Genomic DNA, 15,644 nt, shown 5'->3' on the forward strand with positions numbered 1-15,644 from the left:
GCTATTTTATGTTGGAAATAATACTTGTAGTTGCTACTGTTTCTTTTCTCTTAATTATTTCTGGATTTTTCATTATCTTAAAACAATATAAAGAAATTAAAAATATAAAGACTATATTAACTACAAAAAAAGAAAATGAGAAAACTTCCCCCGAAAACTCCATCCCTTTGCAATTAGACCTTAGCGTTCTCAATAATTTACTCGCTTCTGGAATAAATAAAGGTTCTAATACAAGTAAAGAAAATTGTGAGTCTGATAAAACTAAATGATTGTTATGCTTATACCAAAAAGAAAATATATCTCCTATTTTATCTAATCTTATTAACAACTACCTCTGATTAAAAAGGAGACTGCTTATGTGTAAACATTCAATTTCTATTATTATCCCCATACAACATAAAACAAAAAATTTACCTAAAATTTTGGAAGCATGTAAACAACTACAGCCTTTAGAAATTATCCTTACTATTAACGGATATACTCAGGATTCAATTGAGAGTGCAGATTCCTATAATTATGAAATTCTTACACTAGAAGAACCGATAGAACCTACTAATCTTTATGTAATTGGCGCAAAAAAAGCAAAGGGGGAGTACCTCTTATTTTTAGATGAAAATTACATTATTGAACCCTCCTCACTTATACTATTTCTTCAACCATTACGAAATGGATCGGCTGACGTCGTATTAAATAATTTAGATGAATTTTTTTATCAAAAACAACAGCCAAATATAGCAATGATTTGGCAACAAGTTACAAATCATTTTTTTCATCGTCCAGATTTACATGTTAACTCCTTATTATTTCCTCCCTATGCAATGACAAAAGAATTGCTTGGGGTAATTACTCCAGATAGTTTATCAAATCCAATATTGGCACAAATGAAAATTATTGAACATAAATTTCGTATTTGCGATCAATTCAACATTTCTATCCCTCAATTCCCCTCTTTTCCTTCAACTCAACTCATTTATTATCATCTTGAAGCCATTGCAAATTGGATAAGTAAAATGCAAAATCTAAGAGGAAACTATACCGATAATAATCGAAAGCGTGATATTATTTTAGGACTTCAAAACGGGGAACAAAAATACATCCCAAAAATAAGTACAGGTAAAGAGTTTTATTCGAATACTTATGGAGATAAACAATTATCAGTTATCATCCCTGTTCAAAATGAAGAAAAAACGATAGAATCTGTCATTTTTGAGGTACAGAAATTAAAACCTTTTGAAATTATCGTTATTGTTAATGGATCAACAGATAAAACAGAAGAATTGGCGAAGGGTTGCGGTGCAACAGTTATAAATTACGAAGAAGCGCTTGGAAATGATACGGGACGTGCTGTTGGTGCCTTTTTTGCAAAAGGTGACATACTATTATTTATAGATGGTGATTTCTTAATTTCTAGTTATGATTTATTACCGTTTGTACAATCTATTCAAAACGGCACGGACTTAGCTTTAAATAAACTAGAGTACTACTATATGTATCGTCTACCGTATTCTATCGTCACTGCATGTAAATATGCTATCAACTTAGCGTGTAATCGGAAAGATTTAGGTATGGGATCCACAATTGCTATCCCTCATGCTTTTAGTCGAAAATGCATTCATACAATTGGGTTTGATTCACTTCTTTCACCAACCTTAAGTCAAGTTAAAACAATTTTAGCAGGCTTTCATGTGCAAAATGTCCATTCTGTCGACGTCGATAAAATGAATCGTGTTCGACCTGAAAAACACTTCTCTGAGGAAGGTTGCCTTTCATTAGCAACACAACAAATCATTGGTGATCATATAGAAGCAATTTCTTACCTCATCGAACAAAAAGAGTACTTTTAATTATACATCCTGCCTACTAAATAATATATTATCTCATTTTTAACATATGACAGAATAAAAAAGATGGTTTGTAACCATCTTTTTTATTTTTACATCAGCTCAAAAGAAAAGTAGAAGGCAGGCTTTTCATTTCTGTATCTTTCTTAAGAAGTTTGAAAAGAGAGGCTTGTTAATGAAGATTCAACACTTAAATCATCTTTTAGTGCAATTGAGAAACATGCAACTAATGGTAAAGTAATAACAATTGATCCACTAGGACTAATTACAATTGTAGGACTTGTCCCACATGTGCCCCCACAATCCACTTCTGCATCAATTCCACTACCAGGGGTAATTGTAATTTTAAGACACACATCTAAACAAACATTATTCGTAGTACATGCCATAACTCTCCCTCCTTTCTTTTAACAATATATGCAGTTTATCGAATTTAGACACGACTCTCCTACTAAATTTTATAAATTAGCTGCTATTTTCTTATCAGTTTTATATATATTTAATTTATTATTAAACTAGATAAATTAATTTATAAATTCAGATCATCTTTTACTGAAATAGAAATACATGCGGTAAATGGTATTACATTAAAATCAGATGAAAATTCATAATTGCACCTTAGAGATATTTCTTCCCCAACATTTGGATAGACCTTAATTTCTAAATACATATTAAAACATCTTTTATTGATGTAAGAAAAGATATTCTCTCCTTTCTTGCATCTAATATTAAGTTAATTTCGTTACTGCTTTATTTACTCTTTACTTTATATACTTAAAATAAATTGAAATAAAAAAAGTAAAAACCTCTTCATGTATTTGAAGAAGTTTTCACTTACACCTGAACCAAAAGAGTAACTTTTTTAAAATTTTGTTTTCATTCCAATATTCAACTTACACTCTATCCGTTGCTATTTCACCCTTATTAGTAAAGTAGCTTCCAAATTAAAATAAATCTTTAAAATCCCTATTCTTCAGTAAATAAGAAAGCCCTTCTACATGATCGCCGGTAATTCTCAATACAGCTGGTGGATGTCCTACTTTTGCAAAGTGTTCATTTGGACGAATACGATTTGGTTTCATTACATCTACAAAATGGACACATTCGACTTTATACCCTTCTAATATTGCCTTTACTTGTGCAACACACGCTGTGTGAAGAGTGTCCCACCCGATTCCCTCTAAACATTTTCTACTAATAGCATGGGGAACAGCAATTGTAGATCCTACCCCTAAATCTTTACGGTTACAAGCAATATTCAACATATATTTATATAAACTTACAATATATAGAGGAAATCTAAGATTTAAATTTAAATCATTTAAAACCATATCAACACCATCCGCAACAGCTTGCGTTAACGGATGAAGGTCTTTTGCTGGAATAGCAAAATCAGCATCAATAAAGAGAAGTATATCCCCTGTGGCTTCTTGTGCACCAATTGCCCGTCCTACATCATGCCCTAATGTTTCTTCATAAACAATTACGGTTGCTCCTAATTGCTTAGCGATTACTTCTGTCTGATCTGTTGACCCATTAATGACAACAATTATTTCTTTCGGTTCAACTTTTCTTGCCTCAAGAATAACTTCTTTAATCGTCGCTTCTTCATTTTGTGCCGGTATAATAATTGATAACTGTTTTCCATTATAAATTGATGAATTCATACCCCACCCTTTATGGAAACGCGAATAATTCTTTTGTTTTTTTAGCTGCTCTATAATTTCTCTTTTTCTTCCTCCATCTGTATAGTTACCTCTATCATCTTTTCGTTGTAACCAACTTTCCAAAGCTTTTACATTCTCTTTAATCTCACATACTTCTAATTTAGTTAATTCATTTTTATAGAAAGAGGTTTTGTTTGCGGGTATATTATTCAAGGAGGTGTTAGTGATGGCTGAAGAGGATTGTAGTCGCCACCCTTTCTCAATAAGAGTTACTTGGGACAGAATAGGGTTCTGCAAGATATCATATCCAATGTCTTCAATTGCTTTTTTAGTAATAGCATATGGCATAGATAACATCGAATCATATTTTAAATCCATACGCCCCAATACATCGTTTACTATTTTTCTATACACCATAGCAATGCTTGGCCATTCTACTCTCATCTTTTCAAAACATACAGAGTCTATGTTATTCAAGATTACATCCTGTTCCTTTTTTAGTAGTGGTTCTATAAATCGTTCTAATTCTACCGAAAAAATAACATCTTCTCCATTTAAAAATAAAATTACATCTCCATTAGCGATTTTCGCCCCATGAACTGGTGCTTTCCATTTATTTTTCTCTTCAATAACAACAACGTTACTTTCAACAAATGTAGGTATAGATTGTATCGCACTCATTCTATCATCAGCCACAATGATAATTTCTAATGGTTTTATATGGTGCACTTTGTTTAAAATTTGATTCAATTTTGATTTTTCTTCTCCTAAAACTATAACGACTGACAGTGCCACTTCTTTTTGTTCTTTTTTTACAGTCTGATTAGGCTTTACTTTTTTTATATATTCAATTGTTTCACTCTTACCTACCGCTGCATGCCCTGCTTTTTTATCGAAATATAAGTCTATTACAATTTGATTTACTTCTGTATCTTTATCCAGTTGTTCTAATTCAGAAATGAATGGTATTAAATGATTTTGCACATCAAATTCACACGCGAAATTTTGCAAAAAATAAATATTCGGTACATATTTAATGTGATTAAAAAATTTCACAACATTAATTCTTTCGCCAAATTTCTCCTCAACTTCTTCTCTTGATAAACCTGGATAAGACAAATCAAAAACTAGATTTATTGGTACAGGTATCCATTTTAATAAATTTGTTTGAGGATTATTAATTAAAGCTGTGGAACCTTTAACAAATCCAGCTAAAATTAAAGACATAAATCCTCCCCCGGAACTGCCATAAAACAACACATTTTTCGTATCAACTTTTAACTTTGTAAATAATATTTCTAAAATATTTGCTATATCTTGTAAGTAAAATCTATCTAACTCCCCTTGTCCCCAACCTAAAGATAATTTTCCAAGATATAATGTAGGATCATTATAATATATAACAGTATCTTCAAACTCTTCCATCCAAGAATGTCTATGAAAAATAGGTGGACCAATTGGCTGTTCTTGAAATCCACCTGCTCCAGATCCAAAAACAATAGTGTTAGAAGCACCCGGCTTAATACGAATTAAAAATTCATACGTTACTTTGCCCCAATCAACCTTGAGTATAAATGGTTCTGTAGTTTGAAAATCCATTTGCCATAATTCTTCATATGAAATGTTAATTTTTTTGTACTGGTCTAACAGTTTAATCACCCTTTCCATCTATTTCAAGATTTTCTATTAAGTAAGAGAGAGCTTCAACGTGATCACCAATTATTCTTAATACCGCTGGAGGATGTCCATTATGACTTACATTCTCCATTAAACGAATTCTATTCGGTTTTACAACATCAACGTAATGTACACATTCTACTCTACACCCTTGTAATATAGCTTTTACTTGTGCAAGACTAGGGCATAGTAAGCTTTCCCAGCCTATTGCATCTAAACATGATCTACTCATAGCATGTGGAATTGCTACTAATGAGCCATTACTTAATTCTGGACGATTATATGCTAAATTAAGCATATACTTTACGATGTCTACAACATAAAACGGAGGATGTAACATCGGATTCAAATCATTTAATGCTATGTCTACGCCAGCTGAAACTGCTTTTGTAAAGTGATGCAAATTACTTCCTGAAACACTAAAATCACCATCAATAAATAAGAGAATATCTCCTGTAGCTTCAAACGCTCCAATAGCACGTCCAACATTATGACCAAGCCGTTCGTTATATTTAATAATAGTAGCACCAAGTCTTTTAGCGATATTGGCCGTTTGATCTGTCGAACCATTTACAACGACAATTATTTCTAGCGGTTCTATTTTTCTTGCCTCAAGTATTACTTGTTCTATAGTTTCTTCTTCATTTTGCACTGGTATAATGACAGAAAGTTGCTTCCCGTCATAAATTGATGAATTCATACCCCATCCTCGATGATAAGAAGGATATCGCTTGCATTCACCTAACTTTTGAATAATATCTCTTCTTTTTCCTGCATCAGTAAACCCTACTCTTTTTCCCTTTTTCTCTATCCATTTAGAAATACCGATTAAATATTTTCCCACTTTCTCCTTTTCATTTTCTGACAATTCTTTTTTAACTAAATAACCTTCCTCTTCTAACGTTTCATCTCTAGATAACGTTTTTATTGCATATTGATCGTTAATGCGCCAGCCTTGATTAACTATGTTCATATGAGCTAGAACGATATCTTTTATATAATCAAAGCCGATATTTACCACTACTTCTTTCGTAAGTGCATATGGTAATGAAAATATTGAATTGCTTTTTAAATCTGGTCGACTTAAAATTTCATTTAACATTTTTCTCCAAACAATATCCGTATTTGGACATTTACCAACTTCTATAAATTTATCTATCTTGTTTAATGCTACATCAGCCTGATTTGTAACAACTGGCTCAATAAAATTCTTCATTTCATTTGAAGATAATAAAAAATTACTATCTACAAATAATAATACATCTCCTTTAGCTGCCTTTACAGAAGCTTCATATCCATCATAATACGTACTATATTTATCCATCAAAACAATATGACATTTATGTTTCTTTGCTATTTCATACAAATTACTTCTATCGTTAGGAACGAAAATTATAATTTCAAGAGGATTTAGCTTCCATATAGATTGAATTGACTCTTCTAATATTTGCTCTCTTTCACTATACAAAATAATAACCGTTAACGATTTCATTACGCGCCCCCTTTACACATCATGTGACATAAAGTGAAACTTTAATCAGTGGGGGTTTTCTTCATCCCCCACTGATTATTAGCCCTCACCAATCGGACTTTTATGGGCAGCCCGACCCCCTCCTAACTTCTTTACTTTCGCTGAATTTTGAGGTGGGGGTCTTACTGCCCATTAAAGCGGGATAAAATATTAAGTATTACCATTTCCTATGAATTTGCTACTTTATTAACATATTCAAAAGTGAATTATACTGTGTAAAAACAACCGTCTATTTTTGAAAATATAAGTTCTGCACTTACCTCCTTCCTCTTATCATTTTTTGTTACAACTCTCACCATTTAAAAACAAAAAAAGTCCTAATTTCTTTAGGACTCTATTAAACAAATTTATCAATATTATTAATTTTATATACTACCTTTTTCCATGTTATACCGCGATCTGTTGTAGTAAATATTTCTTTTTTATTACACGCCCAACCTTTACGCCGATTAAAAAAATGCAAACAAAATACATTTTTTAACAATGGATTACTTGATACTTTTATCCATTTTGATCCTTTTTTTATTATTTGATATACACTTCCATTTTCACTATTTATAACCCAGCCATAATAGGAACTAAAAAACGAAACAGCCACTTTACTAGTATTTATTGTTTTATTTGAAATATGCCACGAATTCCCCTTATCAAATGAGTAATTCATTAAAAATTTATCATCATTCATTTTAGTTGGTATTACTAATAGGTTATTTTTATAAATTGCTTTATAAGCCATAGCAGTCCCATTATTAATTCCTTCAAGACTTGGAATATCTTTTATAGCTTGCCAACTTTCCCCACCATTTATTGTTTTAAATACCGTTGATGTTTCATAATGTGTTTGTAATGAAATAAATCCGACTAAATCGTTAATAAATGTTATCCCTGAAATACTATCACTAATACTTATATTTTTTATTACTTTCCAAGCTTTCGCTTTCATTTTCAAATAGTATAAATTATGTTCAAATTTATTTGATGCAAGCTTTCTAGATAATACAATCCATATACTATCCATATTCGTAGCATGCAATTGCACTTGAACATCAGTCGATTTCTCCCATTCTTCTTCAACCGGTAAAATAAACTCACTCCATCTTTCCCCTCTATTAACTGTATAAAATATAGCTGGCAATAGATCGTCATTCGTTTTTGTTAAACCATATGCCCAAGAGCTTCGAGCGTTTATTGGATATGCAAATAATACAATTGATTTTAGAGGATTAACAACATCCCATTCTACTCCTCCGTTTCGAGTATATAAGATGGCTTGCTTTTTATTTGCATATTGAATACTAGCCCAACCATATTTATCCGTTCTCATTTGTAAAGAAGTAAATTGAATATCATTATTTTCCAATATATCACCTCATTCTTATTATTTATATATTCGTATGCTATTATTTTCAAAACGTTCTATCACTCGTTGTTAGTACCACTCGTTTTATCTACTATCTTTATATTTACTTTCTCTTTTCTTCAACAGTAAAATATCATTCAATCATGTATCAAATATAATGAAATTCCTTCTATTTTTTTCGTTATCATTTACCAACAACTGTATTTTACAAAATTCAACTATAAAAAATGCACCCCAATTGTAAAACTATTTTTAACAATTAGAGTGCACTTTATATAAAATTTAGCTTTTAACTTTTAAGCACTTACTACAGCAGCAACTTTATCCATACAAGAAATAAATTGAGTAATAAATGCATCAATTTCTTCTTTTTTAATTATATATGGAGGAAGTAAACGGATGATGTTCCCTTGTGTAACATCAACTAACATCCCTTTCTCCATTAGCTCCACCTGTAATTTCTTTACATTTTCATTCGTATCATTCAAACTAATTCCAAACATCATACCAGCATGGCGTACTTCCTGAATATAATAAGAATTTTCTTTCTGAATTTCTTGCAATTTATCATTTAGATAGTGTGACGTTTCATACGCTTCTTGCATTAAACCATCGTCAATCAATGTGTTTAATACCGTTAACCCTAAAGCGGTTCCCATTGAAGAATGAGCAAACGTTGTGCCGTGATCTCCTGGTGCAAATACATCACATAACTTTTCACCTACAATAATTCCGCCAAGCGGTATCCCGCCTCCTGCTCCCTTACCAATTTGAATAATATCCGGAGTAATATTGAAATTTTGATAAGCAAATAGTTTACCAGTTCTCCCCATACCACTTTGAACTTCATCAACGATAAGAATGACATTATATTTATCACATAAGTTTTGAACACCATTTAAATATTCACTTGATAAAGGGTATATCCCCCCGCTTCCTAATACAGGCTCTAGCATAATCGCAATTGGATTTTCTTTAACGATTGTTTCTTCTAATTGCTCTATATTCTCACGCTCTACTTCATATACCGGAATCGATGTTTTAGGGAAATTTTGATATACACTTTCTTGTCTCGTAAAATGAAGTGCTCCTAACGTACGCCCATGGAAACTATTCTTCAGCACTACGATTCCTTCACGTTCCTCTCCCGTATTAGCTCTATATTTATCAATTAATTTTAATGTCGTTTCTGTCGCTTCCGTACCAGAGTTTGTAAAAAAGACCTTTCCGTTTTTTAAAGAGCAGTCAACTAATTTCTTTGCATACTCAATCGCAACTGGATTTAAAAAATGAAATGGAAGATGCAACGATTTCGTAACTTGTTCCATTGTCATTTGCACGATTTTCGGGTGATTGTATCCTAATACATTCACTCCGACACCAGAAAATAAATCTACATATTCTTTACCATCCACATCGTATAGTTTGCAACCTTCTCCTCTTTCTATCGCAACCTTCGTACGACAATACGTAGACATCATATATTCTTTATCTAATTGAAACCAATCCGACATTTTAAATTCCTCCTAGTTATTTTCCCTGTTTATTTATGTTCATTCTCTATAAAGTCATGTATAAATTCATTTTTTAGATTGAAATTTTCATAGTAATTTTCTTCCCGATATTCATTTTTCCATAATTTCTTCTATTTCAACAGGTCCACTACATGTGCATTTTTTTCATCTAGCGGTCTGTTAGCATTTTGGACTGTGCTTGTCATACATAATCAAGGCTATAAAATCATATTTAGTAACAATGGACAAAAAAGATTTGGAGGCAATAACGATGAATGAAAACTATGATAAACAGAGGCAATCTTTACTAGGGAATGACTTTAATGAAAATAGAGAACGTAATGAACAAGCTATACTTCACTCACAAACAGTTGGTTCACGTGGACCTGTTCTAAAGCAAGATAGTGTACTTCACGAGACGCTACAAGAATTTATTCACGAAAAAATTTTAGAAAGACCTGTTCATGTAAAAGGATTTGGTGCGTTCGGTTATTTTCAAACGATCTATCCAATGTCTGAACATACTAAACTACGTTTTTTACAAAATTCTAATGCGAGAGTTCCTGTTATGGTGCGATTTTCATTAGCCGTTAGTACGAAAGGAACACCTGACACTTCTAGAAATGTACGCGGTTTTTCTACAAAGTTTTATACAGAAGAAGGCATTTTCGATCTTTTATGTAATCACATCCCTGTCTTTTCCGTTCGTGATCCGATTCGTTTCCCTGAAACGATTCAAGCGTTGTTACCTTCACCTATAAATAACTTAATAGACCCTAATAGATTTTGGAGCTTTGTCGCTAGAGCGCCTGAATCCATTCATTTCGTTGTCCATTTATATTCTGATGCTGGTACGGCCAAAAGTCTTCGCCACATCCCAGGACATAGTGTTAATACATATGTATGGAGAAATGCAGAAGGTCATCGAAAGTATGTAAAGTATCATTGGTACCCCTTTGAAGGTGTTCAATACATTACTAGTGAGGAAGCGAATAAACTGGCTGCTGAAAACCCTGATTATAGCGGGAAAGATTTATATGATGCAATTGCAAATGGTAAACCAGTAGAATACGGTTTATATGTCCAGCTCATGGATCCGAAAGATGAAGCACATCTTTCTTATGACCCTTTAGATGATACAAAAGTATGGGATGAAAAGAAGTATCCTCTTATACCAGTAGGCAAAATGGTATTAAATAAAAATCCTGAAAATTATATGGAGCAAGTAGAAAAAGTCGCCTTCTCCCCTTCTAATTTACTAGACGGTGCAGAACTATCAGATGATAAAATGCTGCAAGGGCGCGCTAACATTTACAGTGATTCTCAAAGAAGAAGAATTGGTTCCGAATTTCGTAAATTGGCAATTAACAAACAGCAAAATTGGACGCCTGCTAATCAAATAACGAGCGGTGACGGAAGATACGTTGAAGGTAAACTTGAAAGAACTTCTATTACGAAACAGGATGACTTTACCCAGCCTACTGAATTTTATACGAAGTTAAAACCGATTGAAAAAGAACATCTTGCTAAAAACTTAGCTAGTGATTTGAAAGTTATCTCTGATGATATTAGAAAGGTCATTTTAGGATATTTTCATAAAGTGTCTGCTGATTTGGTAAAGAAGATTGAAAGTGCAATGCAAAAGCTTTAAGTATATAAAAAAACGTCATTTTAAAAATAAAAAATGACGTTTTTTTTATGGTGAAATTACTAGTAATTTCTACCGCTTCATTTTACATTATGGTACTCATTTCTCTTTTTCAAATAATCTTTTTCACATTGCAACGGCTTGAATTTCACTTTTTTCCCTTTCTTCTTTTTCGTTTTTATAACGAGCCATTCCCCTTTTTCAACGTCTAGTTTAAGGCGTTTCATTACATTAATATTATCTTTTTCTTTATAAAGTAAAAATGCTTCTTGCGCCCTCACAAATAAGCTGGGTTGCTCGCTAAATCCACCACTATCATAAATTTTAGTTAGCGAATTATAATAAGAATCATTTTCCTTTCCACCATACATCAAATGGGCAGCCTCTAGATCTCTTTTACTTACTTCCCAAAAACTATGTTCATCCATATTTAAATTAAATGTGGATTTAATGTCTTGTATTATATTCTTCACATACTTTTCATCTCGAATTTTCCTTTTTTCAAGACAATCAGAAGATAGCTCTGGTGCATCCGTTTGAGAATGTACAACTTGTTGAATAGATACACTTAATATAAATACACTTAATATATACAATATTTTTTTCATACTTACGTTTCACCTCAAGTAATTTAGATACTATATTATTTGAGGCTCACAATATTCTTATGCTAACAATGTGAAAGGCCCTATAAATTGGACTTTTATAGAGCCTTTCATATTAACATTGTTTTATCAAATTCACCGGTGAAGCCATTACCTTACTATTTTTCACATCATATAATCCTATAGGAGTTACCCGTATAAAAGGTAAGTGCGTCGCAGAAAAGAACAAAATGGTAAATGCCGGATCGTCATACGCGTAACCACGCTCTTGGAGTAGTTTCACCATCTGTTTCTCTTCCTGTATTAATTTATTCATTTTCAAATTAGACATAATCCCGAGTAATGGTAATGCGATTTCGTGTAATACTTCATTCTTTTCAGCTATTACCATTCCTCCCCCAATCTCTTTCACTCTATGAAAAGCTGTAAGCATATCTTCTTTATTCTTTCCAATAAGAATGATGTCACCGGTACCAGAATAAGAGCTAGCAAGACCACCTAGTTCTTTCGCAAACCCCTTTACAACTGTATTCACTCGCCAAGTACCATCACGAGCAATCATCATAAGAAAACACTCATCATGATCTAGAGAAAGTTCATCACGGTTTAAATCAATTTCAGTCGTGTATGGTTTAGTTATAACGTTATTTAATAATTGTATACCCACTTTTTGAGAAAAAATCATATCCTCTTTTTCTATAGACCAGTTTAATAATAATGGAGTTACTTTGAATTGACTCCATTCTATTCGTACTGATTCATTATTGTTTATTCCGTCACGCTTCACCCATTTTCCTTTTGCAATTACACTTATTGGAACCGGATTTTCTTTACTTTCCAAAATATTAATATTAGCTATTCTACCTGTCGCAATCGATCCATGTACATGTTCCATATTGTAATAACGAGCGATATTATAACTTGCCATATGATAAGCATCTATTATTGGCACTCCTTGTTTTATCGCGGTAGCTATCATTACGTTTGTCATTCCATTTTCATAAAACGAAGGATGTGAGCCGTCTGTAGTAAGAATAAATCTATCAAACTGCTTTACTCCTAGTTCCAACAATTCTTTCAGTAACACTTCTAAATCTGGGCGTATTGAAGAATTTCTTAGGGAAACCGTGTAACCTTGCATAAGACGAGTGAAAGCTTCCTGCCCTGTCATCGCTTCATGATCACAATCTGTACCTAACAGTTTTAACTTCGCTAAAGTCGTTTCAGATGCTCCTGGAAAATGTCCTTCCACTTTTTTATGTAATCGTTTCGTTTCCTGCAACCAATGTAACATTTCATCATCGCCATGTAATAACTTTGGCCACGCTGTTAGCTCGCCACCTTGAAGAACTGCTTTATGCTTAAGCCACTCTATTATGTCTTCACGATTAAATAAAGATTCCCCGTTTTGCAATTCAGTTTGTCCATCAAAACGACACCACCAATACATACTTGCTGGAATCTTTTCAAATTCATCTAATAAACGAAATGCTTCTTCACGTTGTAATGTGAAAAATAAAGTTAAATTATCATTAATAAAAGTCGTCGTCCCAAACTGCATCGCATAATTTGCTAACGTTTCTGGATTATATAATTGATATGGATGTGCATGCGGTTCTATGTAACTTGGAACTATATACTTTCCATCACAATCAATGACTTCACATTTATGTAGTTGCGCTGGCAGTTTTTCTCCTACATAAATAATGCGATCATCATAGATCCAAATATTTGCTTGCATCCACTCGCGCATATAGGAATTTAAATAAGTTGCATTCTTAAATAAAATATGCGGACTTCTTTTACCATCTATTACTTCAACATGTTCTCTTAATTGCTTGTTACTCCACCTGAAATACTTTTGTTCCACTGTATTCAACTCCAATGCTATATTAGTTACATTTGAAAATAATTAATCAACTAAACTATTTTCTATTCAAGCCCCGCAATACATACCCCTATTATATTTAATAATCATATAAATAACAATTTTCAGAATAATAATCGTTTTTATTGTTCACTACTTCTCCTTTTGAACATAAACATTTCTGTGCAGTTGTTTTACTTAAATCTTCGAAAGAATAACAACTATTTCGTAAAGTAAAAAACGTGTCACCTTAATAAGATGGCACGTTTTTTACTTTGCATTTCAAATTATGATTAGTTCATACTATTTCGGAGCTGATTTGTAAAGGCATGGGCTGCATTTGAAAAAACTTGATTCTTTTTCCAAATAATATTTAAGTTCGCTTCTAATTTAGGTTGTAATGGTTTAAAACAAAGTTTACTATTTCCTGACGTGTTAATTATCTTATCTATACATAATGCATATCCAATACCTTCTTCAACCATAAGTGCTGCATTATAAAGCAAATTATAGGTTGCGACGATGTTTAAATTATCTATACTTTCTCCAAACCATCCTGTTAATTCATTACTAACAGTAGATTGTCGTGAAATGAATAATGGTTTATCTATTAAATCCACTGGGCTAATAACTTGTTTATCCGATAAAGGACTATCTTTACACATTAATACACCCCAAGTGTCTTTAGCTGGCAATTGTGCATATTCATATTTTTGTTTATCAGTTGGCTCTATAACGACACCAAAATCTAATAATCCACTATCTAATTTACTCTTAATGTCATCAGCATTTCCGCTGTACAAATGAAATCGAATATTTGGATAGTCTTTTATTAATACTTTTAATGTTTTCGCAATAAGATGCATCGCTTCAGTTTCACCGGCACCAATGTAAACTTCCCCGCTTATCATTTCTTTTGAATCTTTTAAGTTCGCTTCCGTTTTATCTGCTAAATCAACAATCTCCTTCGCCTTTTTAAATAAGTATTTCCCCTCTTCTGTTAATGAGATTTTCCTATTTCCTCTTATAAATAAATCTGTTTCTAATTCCATTTCTAAATCTTTCAGTTGCCTTGATAATGTTGGCTGTGACAAATGTAATTGTTTTGCAGCTGCTGAAATACTTTCTTCATTTGCTACAGCAATAAAATAGCGTAAAACTCGAATTTCCACGATAGTCTCCTTTTACATATAGCTAATAAGCATATGAATGTATTTAATATAGGTATTTGATATTGGAATCGTATCATTTTATGATTGTATTGAAAAGATTAGCGTTTTAGAGGGGAGTATAACAATGAATATGAAAGATTTTATAAATTTTTGTAAGGCCGGCAAGCCTATTTCAGGCGAGGATAAAGAATTACATGATCTACTAGTTCAATGTAGCTATGAAGCCCAGAAGATAACAATGAAATTAAATACATCTTATCATTCTAAAGAAGAGATTGTAGCGATATTTAGTGAATTAACAGATAACAACATTGATCCATCTTTTATGTGTTTTCCACCGTTTCATACAGACTTCGGTAAAAATATTACAATTGGAAAAAACGTATTTTTTAACACTGGATGTTCCTTTCAAGATAGAGGCGGAATTCATATAGGAGACAATTGTATGATCGGTATGAATGTTACAATTGCCACACTTAATCACGGGCTAACTTTAGAAACAAGAAATACGACATACGCTTCCCCTGTTATAATTGGTGAAAATGTATGGATTGGTTCTAGCGCAACAATACTTCCTGGTGTTACAATTGGGAACAATTCAATTGTTGCTGCAGGTTCAGTTGTTACAAAAGATGTACCTGCAAACACCGTCGTTGCAGGGGTGCCTGCAAAAAGTGTGAAAGTCATTCATAGCAATTAAAAATATTCTAGATTTTTGAAATGCAAACAAGCTACTTTGATTGAAATTTGCTTTACTGCTTA

General features: G+C 32.4%; 12 protein-coding genes. 4 read left to right on the forward strand and 8 right to left on the reverse strand.

Annotated elements, in window-relative coordinates; genetic code table 11:
* The first annotated feature begins 8 nt into the window (after positions 1-8).
* Complete coding sequence (locus ABH961_RS20270; protein WP_048547684.1) at positions 9-269, forward strand: hypothetical protein; 261 nt, start codon at positions 9-11, stop codon at positions 267-269.
* 87 nt (positions 270-356) lie between these two features.
* Positions 357-1,844: a glycosyltransferase gene (locus ABH961_RS20275; protein WP_098123674.1), complete on the forward strand. Its 1,488-nt coding sequence runs from the start codon at positions 357-359 to the stop codon at positions 1,842-1,844.
* A gap of 143 nt (positions 1,845-1,987) precedes the next feature.
* Here the strand turns inward: ABH961_RS20275 and ABH961_RS20280 are convergent, their stop codons facing one another.
* The 5 genes from ABH961_RS20280 to ABH961_RS20300 all read right to left on the reverse strand — a co-directional run bounded on the left by ABH961_RS20280 (position 1,988) and on the right by ABH961_RS20300 (position 9,590).
* Positions 1,988-2,230, reverse strand: coding sequence for a hypothetical protein (locus ABH961_RS20280; protein WP_000752473.1), 243 nt, complete (start codon positions 2,228-2,230; stop codon positions 1,988-1,990).
* 555 nt (positions 2,231-2,785) lie between these two features.
* Positions 2,786-5,107, reverse strand: coding sequence for a bifunctional glycosyltransferase/dipeptidyl aminopeptidase/acylaminoacyl peptidase (locus ABH961_RS20285; protein WP_141497591.1), 2,322 nt, complete (start codon positions 5,105-5,107; stop codon positions 2,786-2,788).
* Between the two features lie 52 nt (positions 5,108-5,159).
* Complete coding sequence (locus tag ABH961_RS20290; RefSeq protein WP_404519879.1) at positions 5,160-6,677, reverse strand: glycosyltransferase family 2 protein; 1,518 nt, start codon at positions 6,675-6,677, stop codon at positions 5,160-5,162.
* 376 nt (positions 6,678-7,053) lie between these two features.
* The gene (locus ABH961_RS20295) at positions 7,054-8,076 is read right to left on the reverse strand and encodes a hypothetical protein (protein ID WP_404519880.1); all 1,023 of its coding nucleotides are present in this window, start codon (positions 8,074-8,076) and stop codon (positions 7,054-7,056) included.
* A 296-nt stretch (positions 8,077-8,372) separates the two neighbouring features.
* Positions 8,373-9,590: an aspartate aminotransferase family protein gene (locus ABH961_RS20300; protein WP_098080304.1), complete on the reverse strand. Its 1,218-nt coding sequence runs from the start codon at positions 9,588-9,590 to the stop codon at positions 8,373-8,375.
* Between the two features lie 271 nt (positions 9,591-9,861).
* Here ABH961_RS20300 and ABH961_RS20305 point away from each other — a divergent pair, with 271 nt between their 5' ends.
* Entirely contained in the window at positions 9,862-11,241 is a 1,380-nt protein-coding gene (locus ABH961_RS20305) for a catalase (protein WP_048547694.1), read from the forward strand.
* Between the two features lie 77 nt (positions 11,242-11,318).
* Here the strand turns inward: ABH961_RS20305 and ABH961_RS20310 are convergent, their stop codons facing one another.
* The 3 genes from ABH961_RS20310 to ABH961_RS20320 form a co-directional block, all read right to left on the reverse strand.
* On the reverse strand, positions 11,319-11,846 hold the full coding sequence (locus tag ABH961_RS20310) for a hypothetical protein (RefSeq protein ID WP_048547695.1): 528 nt from the start codon (positions 11,844-11,846) through the stop codon (positions 11,319-11,321).
* Positions 11,847-11,958: 112 nt separating this feature from the next.
* On the reverse strand, positions 11,959-13,713 hold the full coding sequence (locus ABH961_RS20315) for an adenine deaminase C-terminal domain-containing protein (RefSeq protein ID WP_142346270.1): 1,755 nt from the start codon (positions 13,711-13,713) through the stop codon (positions 11,959-11,961).
* Positions 13,714-14,003: 290 nt separating this feature from the next.
* A complete protein-coding gene (locus ABH961_RS20320; protein WP_404519881.1) occupies positions 14,004-14,882 on the reverse strand; it encodes a LysR family transcriptional regulator in 879 nt (292 codons plus the stop codon).
* Positions 14,883-15,006: 124 nt separating this feature from the next.
* Here ABH961_RS20320 and ABH961_RS20325 point away from each other — a divergent pair, with 124 nt between their 5' ends.
* Positions 15,007-15,582: a sugar O-acetyltransferase gene (locus ABH961_RS20325; RefSeq protein WP_001056074.1), complete on the forward strand. Its 576-nt coding sequence runs from the start codon at positions 15,007-15,009 to the stop codon at positions 15,580-15,582.
* The last annotated feature ends 62 nt before the right edge of the window (positions 15,583-15,644 follow it).

The organism is Bacillus sp. RC251 (genome assembly GCF_044908765.1).
Taxonomy (GTDB): domain Bacteria; phylum Bacillota; class Bacilli; order Bacillales; family Bacillaceae_G; genus Bacillus_A; species Bacillus_A wiedmannii.

Excerpts from the sequence above, each read along its gene's own strand:
- ABH961_RS20270 (WP_048547684.1), top strand. The coding sequence starts at position 9 with ATGTTGGAAATAATACTTGTAGTTGCTACTGTTTCTTTTCTCTTAATT.
- ABH961_RS20275 (WP_098123674.1), top strand. The coding sequence starts at position 357 with ATGTGTAAACATTCAATTTCTATTATTATCCCCATACAACATAAAACA.
- ABH961_RS20305 (WP_048547694.1), top strand. The coding sequence starts at position 9,862 with ATGAATGAAAACTATGATAAACAGAGGCAATCTTTACTAGGGAATGAC.
- ABH961_RS20300 (WP_098080304.1), bottom strand. The coding sequence starts at position 9,590 with ATGTCGGATTGGTTTCAATTAGATAAAGAATATATGATGTCTACGTAT.
- ABH961_RS20310 (WP_048547695.1), bottom strand. The coding sequence starts at position 11,846 with ATGAAAAAAATATTGTATATATTAAGTGTATTTATATTAAGTGTATCT.
- ABH961_RS20285 (WP_141497591.1), bottom strand. The coding sequence starts at position 5,107 with ATGGATTTTCAAACTACAGAACCATTTATACTCAAGGTTGATTGGGGC.
- ABH961_RS20290 (WP_404519879.1), bottom strand. The coding sequence starts at position 6,677 with ATGAAATCGTTAACGGTTATTATTTTGTATAGTGAAAGAGAGCAAATA.
- ABH961_RS20280 (WP_000752473.1), bottom strand. The coding sequence starts at position 2,230 with ATGGCATGTACTACGAATAATGTTTGTTTAGATGTGTGTCTTAAAATT.
- ABH961_RS20325 (WP_001056074.1), top strand. The coding sequence starts at position 15,007 with ATGAATATGAAAGATTTTATAAATTTTTGTAAGGCCGGCAAGCCTATT.